General features: G+C 67.7%; 10 protein-coding genes. 2 read left to right on the top strand and 8 right to left on the bottom strand.

Going from position 1 to position 11315, the window contains the following annotated elements:
• Positions 1 to 63: 63 nt before the first annotated feature.
• From leuA to EV380_RS04645, 5 genes are all read right to left on the bottom strand, one after another.
• The gene (leuA, locus tag EV380_RS04665) at positions 64 to 1809 is read right to left on the bottom strand and encodes a 2-isopropylmalate synthase (protein WP_102158326.1); all 1746 of its coding nucleotides are present in this window, start codon (positions 1807 to 1809) and stop codon (positions 64 to 66) included.
• 233 nt (positions 1810 to 2042) lie between these two features.
• Positions 2043 to 3044, bottom strand: coding sequence for a GTPase Era (era, locus tag EV380_RS04660; protein ID WP_102158325.1), 1002 nt, complete (start codon positions 3042 to 3044; stop codon positions 2043 to 2045).
• On the bottom strand, positions 3041 to 4366 hold the full coding sequence (locus EV380_RS04655) for a hemolysin family protein (RefSeq protein WP_130449670.1): 1326 nt from the start codon (positions 4364 to 4366) through the stop codon (positions 3041 to 3043). Before EV380_RS04655 ends, era begins: the two co-directional genes overlap by 4 nt.
• A complete protein-coding gene (gene ybeY, locus EV380_RS04650; protein ID WP_102158323.1) occupies positions 4363 to 4836 on the bottom strand; it encodes an rRNA maturation RNase YbeY in 474 nt (157 codons plus the stop codon). Before ybeY ends, EV380_RS04655 begins: the two co-directional genes overlap by 4 nt.
• Before the next feature lie 2 nt (positions 4837 to 4838).
• A complete protein-coding gene (locus EV380_RS04645) occupies positions 4839 to 5993 on the bottom strand; it encodes a PhoH family protein (protein ID WP_130449668.1) in 1155 nt (384 codons plus the stop codon).
• Positions 5994 to 6316: 323 nt separating this feature from the next.
• Here EV380_RS04645 and EV380_RS04640 point away from each other — a divergent pair, with 323 nt between their 5' ends.
• On the top strand, positions 6317 to 7237 hold the full coding sequence (locus EV380_RS04640; RefSeq protein ID WP_130449666.1) for a GerMN domain-containing protein: 921 nt from the start codon (positions 6317 to 6319) through the stop codon (positions 7235 to 7237).
• Here EV380_RS04640 and EV380_RS04635 read toward each other — a convergent pair.
• The 3 genes from EV380_RS04635 to hrcA form a co-directional block, all read right to left on the bottom strand.
• Positions 7234 to 8001 (bottom strand): 16S rRNA (uracil(1498)-N(3))-methyltransferase, encoded by a 768-nt coding sequence (locus EV380_RS04635; RefSeq protein ID WP_130449664.1) that lies wholly within the window; start codon positions 7999 to 8001, stop codon positions 7234 to 7236. The two genes, EV380_RS04640 and EV380_RS04635, sit on opposite strands and share 4 nt — an antisense overlap.
• On the bottom strand, positions 8001 to 9122 hold the full coding sequence (gene dnaJ, locus EV380_RS04630) for a molecular chaperone DnaJ (RefSeq protein WP_130449662.1): 1122 nt from the start codon (positions 9120 to 9122) through the stop codon (positions 8001 to 8003). The genes EV380_RS04635 and dnaJ overlap by 1 nt, the downstream gene beginning before the upstream one ends.
• 74 nt (positions 9123 to 9196) lie before the next feature.
• Positions 9197 to 10210, bottom strand: coding sequence for a heat-inducible transcriptional repressor HrcA (hrcA, locus tag EV380_RS04625; RefSeq protein WP_130449660.1), 1014 nt, complete (start codon positions 10208 to 10210; stop codon positions 9197 to 9199).
• A gap of 196 nt (positions 10211 to 10406) precedes the next feature.
• On the opposite strand from hrcA, the gene EV380_RS04620 reads away from it, so the two are divergent.
• The gene (locus tag EV380_RS04620) at positions 10407 to 11261 is read left to right on the top strand and encodes a DUF3097 domain-containing protein (RefSeq protein ID WP_130449658.1); all 855 of its coding nucleotides are present in this window, start codon (positions 10407 to 10409) and stop codon (positions 11259 to 11261) included.
• Positions 11262 to 11315: the final 54 nt, after the last annotated feature.

Below are 11315 nucleotides of genomic sequence, written 5' to 3'. Positions count from 1 at the left end.
CCGCGGTGCCGACACGGCACGACGGCGACGCCTAGTCCGCGGAAAGGGCGCCGCCGTCGTTGTTCAGTCGCGGTCGCGGATCGCGCGGTTGACCGCGGAGATCACGGCCCGCATGGCCGCCGTCGACGTGTTGGCGTCGATGCCGACACCCCAGAGGACTCGTTCGCCAATGGCGCACTCGACGTACGCGGCGGCCGTCGCGGTGCCGCCCTCGGACAGGGCGTGCTCCGAGTAGTCGAGCACCCGCACGTCGACGCCCTCCGCGGCGAGCATGGTCACGAGCGCGTCGATCGGGCCGGTGCCGCCGGCGGACCGGTCCGTGCTCTGGCCGTCGATGCTCAGCTTGGCTTCGAGCGAGAAGCTGCCGTCCTCGCGGCTCGTCGCCGTTGCGGAGGCCAGCTTGAAGTGGCCCCATGCCTCGCGGCCGGCACCGTCGGTTGTCGGCAGGTACTCGTCCTGGAACGCGTCCCAGATCTGGGCGGCGGTCATCTCGCCGCCCTGGCCGTCCGTCTTGCGCTGGATCACGCCGGAGAATTCGATCTGGGCGCGGCGGGGCAGATCCAGCGAGTAGTCGTGCTTGAGCAGGTACGCGACGCCGCCCTTCCCGGACTGCGAGTTCACGCGGATGACCGCTTCGTAGGAACGGCCGATGTCGCGCGGGTCGACGGGCAGGTAGGGCACGCCCCAGACGATGTCGTCGACGGTCTTGCCGGCCTCGGCGGCCCGGCGGTCCATGTCCTCGAACCCCTTCTTGATGGCGTCCTGGTGGGAGCCGGAGAAGGCCGTGAACACGAGGTCGCCGGCCCACGGGGAACGCTCGGGCACGTTGAGCTGGTTGCAGTACTCCGCGGTGCGGCGGATGTTGTCCATGTCGGAGAAGTCGATCTCCGGGTCGATGCCCTGAGTGAAGAGGTTCATGCCCAGCACGACCAGATCGACGTTGCCCGTGCGTTCGCCGTTGCCGAAGAGGCAGCCCTCGATGCGGTCCGCGCCGGCCATGTAGCCGAGCTCGGCGGCCGCGACGCCGGTGCCGCGGTCGTTGTGCGGGTGCAGAGAGAGGACGATCGAATCGCGGTTGGCCAGATTGCGGTGCATCCACTCGATCGAGTCCGCGTAGACGTTCGGCGAGGCCATCTCGACGGTCGCCGGCAGATTCAGGATCATGGGGTTCTCGGGGGTCGCCTCGAGGACCTCGGCGACGGCCTCGCTGATGCGCTTGGCGAACTCCAGCTCGGTGCCGGTGAACGATTCCGGTGAGTACTCGTACGTCAGGTTCATGTCCGGAGAGAGCATCTCTTCGAACTTCTTGCACAGCCGCGCACCGTTCGTAGCGATGTCGACGATGCCGTCCTGATCCTGGTTGAACACTACGCGGCGCTGGAGCACCGACGTCGAGTTGTAGAGGTGCACGATCACGTTCTTGGCGCCGTTGACGGCCTCGTACGTGCGCTCGATGAGGTGCTCGCGGGCCTGCGTCAGCACCTGGATCGTCACGTCATCGGGGATCTTGCCATTGTCGATGAGCTGGCGGACGAAGTCGAAGTCGGTCTGCGACGCTGCAGGGAAGCCGACCTCGATCTCCTTGTAGCCCATGGAGACGAGCAGATCGAACATCTTCTGCTTGCGCTCCGCGCTCATCGGGTCGATCAGAGCCTGGTTGCCATCGCGCAGGTCGACCGCGCACCAGCGCGGGGCCTTGTCGATGACCTTGTCCGGCCATGTGCGGTCCGGCAGGGAGACGGCGATCTGTTCCTGGAAGGGAACGTATTTGTGGATCGGCAGTCCCGAGGGTTTCTGAGCGTTCTGCATGATGATGTCGCCTTGTCTTTAGTGCGGTTGAGTCTGGCTCTCATGAGCACGGCCGGCAGCACGAAACTCCGCAGTGAGGGGGTCGGCCTCGAGGCTAGTGTGCCTGTGGGCCCTCACCGCGGCGACTTAGAAGTAGCGACATGCAACGCATGGTTGAAACCATAACACCGTCCTCCTCGTTGGTTCGCCCTCACTGTCATTGTTGCGCATCCGGGCCGCGCGGCCGAACTGGCTCAGAAACCGAGCCGGCCGAGCTGCTTCGGGTCCCGCTGCCACTCTTTCGCGACCTTGACGTGCAGATCCAGGTAGATCTTGGTTCCCAGCAGCCCTTCGATGCTCTTACGGGCACGCGATCCGACCTCCCGCAGCCGGGCGCCGCCCTTGCCGATGATGATCGCCTTCTGGCTCGAACGTTCGACGAAGAGGTTCACGTGCACGTCCAGCAGTGGGTTGTCCTCCGGGCGCCCCTCCCGCGGGATCATCTCCTCGACGACCACGGCCAGCGAGTGCGGGAGCTCGTCGCGCACGCCCTCGAGGGCCGCCTCGCGAATCAGCTCGGAGACCATTTTGATCTCCGGTTCGTCGGTGAGCTCGCCGTCCGGATAGAGCGGCGGCGAGAGCGGCAGCTGCGCGACGAGCACGTCGGACACCGCCTCGATCTGGTAGTCCCCCGTCGCCGACACGGGTACGACGGCGGCCCATCCGCCGTCGCCCAGGATCTCTTCGCCGAGCCGGGCCACGGCCAGGAGCTGTTCTCCCAACGCGTCCTTGGACACGAGATCGGCCTTCGTCACCACCGCGACGACGGGCTTTCGGCCCAGGCCCGAGAGCTGCTGGGCGATGTAGCGATCTCCGGGGCCAATCTTCTCGTTCGCCGGCAGGCAGAAACCGATGGCGTCGACCTCGGCCAGCGTCTGCTCTACAAGGTCGTTGAGCCGTTGGCCCAGCAGCGTCCGCGGCCGGTGCAGCCCCGGCGTGTCGACGAGCACAAGCTGCGCGTCCGGGCGGTGCACGATGCCGCGAATCGTGTGGCGCGTCGTCTGCGGCTTGTTGGAGGTGATGGCGACCTTGCGCCCGACGAGCGCGTTGGTCAGGGTCGACTTTCCGGCGTTCGGGCGCCCGACGAATGAGGCGAACCCCGCGCGGTACCCCTCGGGCACCTCCGTGATGAACGCGCCGGTCGATTGTCCTGCGCTGACTGGACGGCTGGTGTCGTGCTTTCGGTGTCCGCTCATTCTGCCTCCTCGGCGATTTCGTCTGCGGTCCGGCGGCCGGTGGAGCCGTCGTGTCGTTTGCTGGAATCCTGCTCGCTGGCCGGCTCCCAGGCCAGCACGTTCCTGATCCGGTTGCGGCGGCCTTCGAGGTCCTCCGCGTGCAGCCGGAGTCCGTCGATCGTTACCTCGGAGCCGACGATCGGCACGCGGCCGAGGGTCTTGGCGAGCAGCCCGCCGACGGTGTCGACTTCTTCGTCGTCGAGTTGACGGCCGAAGATCTCGCCGAAGTCGTCGATCGACATCCGCGAATCCACCCGGTAGACGCCCGGTTCGATCTCCTCGCTCTCGTGCCGGCCGGCGTCGTACTCGTCGTCGATCTCGCCGACGATCTCCTCGATGAGGTCCTCGAGTGTCACGAGGCCCGCGGTGCCGCCATACTCGTCGATGACGATCGCCACGTGCGTCGATTCACGCTGGAGCTCCTGGAGCAGCTCGGCCACGCCCTTGGATTCGGGCACGTAGCGCACGTCCCGCGAGAGCTCGTCCACGGGGCGGGGGTCAGCGGGGTCGGCGTGCAGCGCCGCAGCGAGATCCTTGAGGTACACGACACCGACGATCTGGTCGGCACTGCCCTCGATCACCGGGATGCGCGAGTATCCCGAGCGAAGGAACACGCTCATCGCCGACGGCAGTCTCGTCCCCGCGTCGAGTGTGACCATGTCGGTGCGCGGAACCATGACGGCGCGGACACGGGTGTCGCCGAGCTCGAAGACCGAGTGGATGAGGTCCGCCTCGACGTCCTCGAGGACATCGGCCTCATTGGCGCGGTCGACGAAGTCGCGGAACTGTTCCTCGGTGAAGAAGGCCTCCTCGTCCACCGCATCGCGGGGGCTGAGCTTGGAGCCCAACCCGACGAGCCATGTCGGGATCGGACCGAGCACAAGACGCAGAAACCGCACCATCGGCGAGGCCAGGAGGACGACTTTGGAGGCGTGCACGCGACCGAGCCGGCGCGGGGAAATTCCGACGAGCACAAACCCGATCGCCGCCATGCTAGCCGTCGCGAGCAGTCCGGCGAAGAAGAGATGGTCGAGAAGATCGTGGTAGAGGATGCCGAGCGCGACGGCCGAGGCCATCTCGAACCAGATACGCCAGAACCGGACCGCGTGCGTATGCGCGGCGGGATCGGCGAGGATCGCACGAAGCCGCGGTCGGCGGCGACCGGCGAGCATCTGCTCGGCCTCCTGCCGAGGCAGGAAGAAGAACGCGGATTCGGCGGCCGTCAGCAGGGCGGCGCACGCGATGCTGACCACTGCCAGGGCGGCCAGGCCAGCGATGATCATTCGATGGTCTCCCGCGGGGCCGGGCGGCCCAGGTACTCGGTCAGCAGCTCACGCTGCAGGCCGAACATCTCCTCGCGCTCGGCGGGCTCGCCGTGGTCGAAACCGAGGAGGTGCAGCATCCCGTGGGTGGTCAACAGCAGGATCTCGTCAGCAGTGGAGTGGCCACCGCGTTTGGCCTGTTCCTGCGCGACCTGCGGGCAGATCACGATGTCGCCGAGCGTCCCGGCCGGCGTCAACGAGCCCGGACGTCCGGGGCTGAGCTCGTCCATGGGGAACGACATGACGTCCGTCGGACCGGCCAGGTCCATCCATTCCAGATGCAGCCGCTCCATCGCGTCCTCGTCGACGAGGATGATGGAGACCTCGGCCTCCGGGTGCACGTAGAGCCGGTCGAGGATGTGCCGACCGAGGCCGGAGAGCGCTTCCAGGTCCGCCTCGACGGCGGACTCGTTGTTGACGTCGACGGCCATGTTCACTCCTCCGACTTCTGCGGCGCACGACGACGGTCGGGCGCCTTTGCCGTGCGGGCCGGCCGGTGCTGCCGGTCGCTGCGCTCCGGGCGGAGCCCGTCGCGGTTGGACCACGTCTCGTAGGCGGTCACGATGTCCGACACGAGACGGTGGCGGACGACGTCCTCGGCACCGAGTTGGCAGAAATCGATGTCGTCCACACCGGCGAGGATCTCCGTCACGACGCGAAGGCCCGACTTCGTCCCCCCGGGCAGGTCGACCTGGGTCACGTCACCGGTGACCACCATCTTCGAGCCGAAGCCGAGCCTGGTCAGGAACATCTTCATCTGCTCGGGCGTCGTGTTCTGCGCCTCGTCGAGGATGATGAACGCGTCGTTGAGTGTGCGCCCGCGCATGTAGGCCAGGGGGGCGACCTCGATGGTCCCGGCCGCGATGAGCCTCGGGATCGTCTCAGGGTCGATCATGTCGTGCAGGGCGTCGTAGAGGGGGCGGAGATACGGGTCGATCTTGTCCGTGAGCGTGCCGGGCAGGAATCCGAGCTTCTCGCCGGCCTCGACCGCGGGGCGCGTCAAGATGATCCGGCTGACCTCCTTCGCCTGAAGGGCCTGGACGGCCTTGGCCATCGCCAGGAAGGTCTTGCCGGTGCCGGCGGGACCGATGCCGAAGATGATCGTGTGGTCGTCGATCGCGTCCACGTAGGACTTCTGGTTCACTGTCTTCGGCCGGATGCTCTTGCCGCGGCCGGAGAGGATGTTCAGCCCGAAGACGTCCGCCGCGGCACCAGCGGCGGGTCGCTGGTCGTTGACCATGCGCACCAGCTGTTCGACGAGCTGCGGATTGACGCGGGTGCCCTTGGCGGCCAGGCCGCGCGCCTCGTGCACGACCCGGAGGGCCTTGCCCGCATGCTCGGCCTCGCCCGCCACGGTCAGCTCGTTGCCACGGACATGCAGCAGAGCCTTCGGATAGACCTTCTGCAGGATTCGCACGACCTCGTCGTTGGCGCCCAGCGAGGCGACCATCTCGTCGGTCGATGCGAAGGTGATCAGTGCGGGCTCGGCCACTCGGGTCGGCCGCGCTCCAGTGCGGGATTCCGCGGGGAGCGCGTTCAGCGCCTCCCCCAGCTCGTCCGCGATCGGCGGGTCAGCGTCGTGGGTCATCGGTGCGGCAGAGCCTCCTTGATTCGTGTCCCGCCCCGCATCTCCGGGGCTCCTCCATCCTACGCGACGGCATCGGCGCCCCGACGCCCTGCAACCACTGGCGCCGGCGCGACCATCGCCTTTCGAGACGGTGCATAACTACCAGACATCGAATATCAGTACGGCAACAGTTCGCCCATTTGCCCCTTTCGGCGCGACCTACCGCGGAACGGTATGCCAAGCTGGAGGCTTGCCGGAGAAGTTCCCCCGCTTCATCCCACCCCGGCCCTCGCGCACGCCGCGTCGTGCGCGTCCCCCGCCCCCGCCGAGAAAGCACGACACGAGTGACCACGAAGCCCCCTGCACGGACGCGCTGGATCGCCCTGCCCGCGATCGCCGCCGTCGCACTGATTTCGGGGTGCACCGCCGCGGAGACCGAAGCGGACGTATCCGCCAGCCTGTCCAGCATGCAGGCCTCCGTCCCGGAGGCACTGAGCCTGAGCGAAAGCGGCCGTCAGGAGAACCTCTCCAGCCGCCGCCTGGCACCCGTGTACTGGTCGGGGCGGATCGACGGCGAGGACCGCCTGTACCGCGAATTCGTCCAGGCCGAAGATCAGGGCGACCCGATCACCACGAGCCTGTACTACATGATGGCCAACGAACCCTTCGACCCCGATTTCACGTCGGTATGGAACGCCGAGGCCTCGATCGGCACGTCGATCTCCGACGACAACACGATCACGGTCGACGTCGGCCCGGGTGCCTTCGCGGCCGATGTCACGCCGGAGCAAGCCGAGCTGGCAGTGCAGCAACTGGTCTACACGGCGACGGCCGCCGCGTGGACCTCCGGCCTGCTCTCCGAGGGCGCCGCGCCGGGCGTGAGGCTGCTGATCGGCGGGCGGACCGGCCAGAGCGCGTTCGATCACGTCGACCTCGACCGCAGGCTTGTGCGCGACGCCCAGTTGCGTGCCCCCGTCTGGATCATCGATCCGCAGTACGGGGCGAAACAGAAGGCGGACTCCGCCACGCTCAACGGCGTCGCCGAAGAATACCCGGGCGGCCTCCACTGGAAGGTCGCGGAGGCTGAGAACCCGGAGCAGGTCGTCGCGGACGGCACGTTCGAGCGCGATCAGCTCGACGGCGAGGCCTTCAGCGCCTCGATCCCCCTGCCCCCCGGAATCTACGAGGTCACAGTGTGGGGCATCGGCTCGGACGGCGCCGAACACGGCGCCGACACGAAGCACTTCACCATCGGCGAGGGTTAGAGCTGACCGGTCAGGTGCCGGGCCAGAACGATTCCGGCCGGACCAGCCGTGCCCGAGCGCAGCACGTGATTCCCCAGCACGACGGGGCGCGCGCCGGCTGCGCGCAGCCTGGCGATCTCGTCCTCCGAGATCCCGCCCTCCGGGCCCACGATCAGCATGATCTCCGCAGGGCCCGGCCCCTCGGCGACGGCGGAGTGGACGCGTTCGCCCAGGGGCTCGGCCGCTTCCTCGTGCATCACCAGGACGAGCCGGCCGTCGTCGTGCCGAATGAAATCCGCCAGCTCACGCGTCGAGACCGGGGCCAGCACCTCGGGAAGCCAGGCACGCCGTGACTGTTTGACGGCCGCGCGCACGGTCGATTCCCATTTCTGACGTCCCTTGGCGGCCTTCTCGCCCTGCCAGCGCACGACACTGCGGTCGGCCTGCCAGGGAACGACGCCGGCGGCGCCGAGCTCGACGGCGGCCTCGACGGCCTGGAGGTCGCGGTCGCCCTTGGCGAGGGCCTGCACGAGGATGATGCGGCAGCCGGAGGCGGGTTCATCGACGACACGGTCGATGCGCGCTTCGAGGCTGCGCTTGGCGGTGGACGCCACGGTCGCCGACGCCCGACGGCCGCGGCCGTCGACGAGGTCGATCGACTCGCCGGTTCGGATCCGTTTGACGGTCACCGCATGGTGCCCCTCGTCGCCGTCCAGCACGACGACAGCGCCTTCAGACGCCTCCGCAAGAGCCTCCGGGACGACGAGGAACGCCTGGTTGCTCATCAGGCGCGGTTCCCGAACTTGTCACGTAGGCGGGTGAAGACGTTGCCGCGGTCGGCCAACCGGCCCTCCGCGGTCTCTTCGCCGCGCAGGGCGGCCAGCTTCTCGATGAGTTCGCGCTGCTCCTCGGTCACCTTGGTCGGCGTCTCGACCTGCAGGTGGATGACCATGTCGCCGCGTCCGGCGCCGCGCAGGCGCGGGACGCCGAGGTCCTTGAGACGCACGGTCTGGCCCGACTGCGTGCCCGGGTCGATCGTGATGTCCTGCTCGCCGTCGAAGGTGTCGAACTTCAGGTCGGTGCCGAGCGTCGCCGCCGTCATCTGGACGGTCATCGTGGCGTGCAGATCGTTGCCTTCGCGTTCGAAGACGTTATGGCGGCGCACCTCGATCTCGACGTAGAGATCGCCGTTCGGACCGCCGCCCAGGCCGGCCTCGCCCTGCCCACCGAGGTGGATGCGGTTACCGGAGGCGACGCCGGCCGGAACCTTGAGCTGCTTGGTCACGCGCTCGCGCACGCGCCCCTGCCCGTTGCACTCGTGGCACGGGTTCGGGATGGTGTTGCCGTAGCCGCGGCAGATATGGCAGGTTTCGACGCTCATCATCTGGCCGAGCATCGAACGCACCGGACGCTGGACCTGACCGCGGCCCTGGCACGTGGAACAAGTCTCCGGGTGGGTTCCTGGCTGGCAGCAGGAACCGTCGCACGCGCTGCACGTCACAGCCGTCTCGATGTCCAACGGGTAGACGACGCCTTGGACGGCGTCCTGCAACGTGATGGTGGCCGTGATCAATGCGTCGCGGCCGGGCTGCGTGCGGGAGATCGGCCCCTGCTGGGCGCCGCCACCGAAGAACTGCTCGAAGATGTCGCCGAAACCGCCGAAGCCGCCGCCGCCGAAACCGCCCTGAGGGGCGCCCTTCTCGTCGCCGGTCGTGTCGTAGTTCTGACGCTTCTGCGGATCGGAGAGCACCTCGTAGGCACGCGTAACCTGCTTGAACTGCTCGGCCGCGTCTTCGCCCGGGTTGACGTCCGGGTGCAGCTTACGGGCCATCTTGCGGTAGGCCTTCTTGATCTCCTCTGCGGAGGCCTCGCGGGCCACGCCGAGGACGTCGTAGTAGTTGCTCACAGTGTTCGCGATGTCCTTTCAAACTGTTCTGCTGCGGTGCTGCGCGTCGGGCGCACCTGAATATCGTGACGTGTCTAGCTGGAGAGGATGCGGGAGAGGTAGCGGGCTATCGCCCGGACGGCGGCCATCGAAGAACTGTAGTCCATGCGGGTCGGCCCGAGCACACCGACCTTGGCCAGCTTGTCCGGACCGTACCCGGTGGCCACCACGGAGGTCTCCTCGAGCCCGTCGTACATGTTCTCGCGTCCGATGCGGACGGCGACCCCGCGCGTGTCGACCTCGAGCTCAGAAAGCAGCCTGAGCAGAACGACCTGCTCTTCGAGCGCTTCGAGCACTGGCGTGATCGTCAGCGAGAAGTCGCCGGTCGAACGCGCAAGGTTCGCCGTCCCGGCCATCACGATCTTGTCGACGATGCCGTGATCGGAGAGGGCGTGGAGGGCTGCGGCGACGCTCGCACCTGCTGCGCGCAGGTTCCGGGGCAGGAGCGCCAGCGCCGAGGTGATACGGGCCGGGATCTCGTCGAGCCGGGAATCGGCCAGAGTGCCGAGAAGTGCCGCTTTCACGACCCCGAGGTCTTCCTCGCTGACATCGCCCTCGAGCTGAGCCACCCGCTGCTCAACCTTGCCGTTCGATCCGATGAGGACGACGAGGGTGCGCCCCTCGCCGAGACCGACCAACTCGATATGCCGGACGACGGTATTGCTGAACTGCGGGACCTGGAGGACGGCAACCTGGTTGGTCAGCTGGGCCAGCAGCCTCACCGTGCGCTCGAGCACCTCGTCGACGTCGCTGGCGCCGTCGATCAACGCCTGGATGGCCCGGCGTTCCGCAGTGGAGAGGGGGCGGATATCCTCGATGCGGTCCACGAACCGGCGGTACCCCTGCTCGGTCGGGACGCGCCCGGAGGAGGTGTGGGGGGCGACGATTAGCCCTTCCTCCTCGAGGAGCGCCATATCGTTGCGGATCGTCGCCGCGGACACACCGAGCTGGTGTCGGTCCAGCAGCATCCTCGACCCGACGGGCTCGCGCGAATGCACGAAGTCCTCGACGATTGCTCGCAGAACTTCGAGACGGCGTGCTTCCGACATCGATTCCCTCCGCTCACTTAGCACTCGACACGTTCAAGTGCTAAGTCTAATACGAATGACCCGTTGTTAGCATGGTGCACGCCCCGTCGCTGGCGTGAGAACCCACACGAGCCGTCCCGGCCGTGTCCCCTCAGCGCGGCCCGCCCGGTCCACCGCCAGCCGCCGATCAGCGGGGTTCGCAACGAGAAGGAGTCGCGTGTTCGATTATTCGTGGGGCGCACAGGAGATTTCCAAGCCGAAACCCAAGAAGCTCCGCCAAGTCTCGATCGAGCGCGGCATGGTCCTCGAAGACGTCCAGACAGGGTGGGTCGGCGAGGCCGTGCGCGTCGAGAAATCCGGCGGCATGCTCGTCGTCGCCCTCGAAGACCGACGGGGCCGGACCAAGTCCTTCCCCGTCGGCTTCGGGTTCCTCCTGGAAGGCGAACCCGTCGAGCTCACGGCGCCGCAGCGCAAAGCGCCCCCGGCCGCCCCCCAGCGCTCGGCCTCGGGGTCCGTGCGCGTCGAGAATCTCCGCGCCCGCACGGCGCGCGCCAGCCGTGTCTGGGTCGAAGGCAAGCACGACGCCGAACTGGTCGAGAAGGTCTGGGGACACGACCTCCGCGTGGAGGGGATCGTCGTCGAACCCCTGCACGGGGTGGACGATCTGGCCGGCCTCATCCGCGATTTCGGTCCGGGGCCGGAGCGCCGGCTCGGCATCCTCGTCGACCACCTCGTCGCGGGCTCCAAGGAGTCCCGGATTGCGGCCGAGGCCATGCGCACACCGGGCGCAGCCGGCAACGTCCTGATCGTCGGTCACCCGTATGTCGATGTCTGGCAGGCGATCAAGCCCCACGTCATCGGCATCGAGCAATGGCCCCAGGTTCCCCGGGGCCTGGACTGGAAGACCGGCATCCTGCGCGGCATCGGCTGGCCGCACGTGACCCCCACCGACGTCGCGCTCGGTTGGAAGCGGCTACTCGGCTCCGTCTCGACCTACGCTGACCTCGAGCCCAGCCTACTCGGGCGAGTCGAAGAGGTCATCGATTTCCTCACCGCTGGCGACGCGCGATAATTCGCCCCGGTGGAGCTTCCGCGGTTCACCCGTAGACTGCGGCTAGACTTTGAC

Origin of the sequence: Zhihengliuella halotolerans (genome assembly GCF_004217565.1) — a bacterium.
Lineage (GTDB): Bacteria > Actinomycetota > Actinomycetes > Actinomycetales > Micrococcaceae > Zhihengliuella > Zhihengliuella halotolerans.
The sequence above is the reverse complement of the archived record's forward strand: the minus strand, read 5'-3'. Positions and strand labels throughout refer to the sequence as shown.

Coding starts and splice junctions, on each gene's coding strand:
- leuA (WP_102158326.1), bottom strand. CDS start 1,809: ATGCAGAACGCTCAGAAACCCTCGGGACTGCCGATCCACAAATACGTT.
- hrcA (WP_130449660.1), bottom strand. CDS start 10,210: ATGTCGGAAGCACGCCGTCTCGAAGTTCTGCGAGCAATCGTCGAGGAC.
- EV380_RS04645 (WP_130449668.1), bottom strand. CDS start 5,993: ATGACCCACGACGCTGACCCGCCGATCGCGGACGAGCTGGGGGAGGCG.
- EV380_RS04635 (WP_130449664.1), bottom strand. CDS start 8,001: ATGAGCAACCAGGCGTTCCTCGTCGTCCCGGAGGCTCTTGCGGAGGCG.
- era (WP_102158325.1), bottom strand. CDS start 3,044: ATGAGCGGACACCGAAAGCACGACACCAGCCGTCCAGTCAGCGCAGGA.
- ybeY (WP_102158323.1), bottom strand. CDS start 4,836: ATGGCCGTCGACGTCAACAACGAGTCCGCCGTCGAGGCGGACCTGGAA.
- EV380_RS04655 (WP_130449670.1), bottom strand. CDS start 4,366: ATGATCATCGCTGGCCTGGCCGCCCTGGCAGTGGTCAGCATCGCGTGC.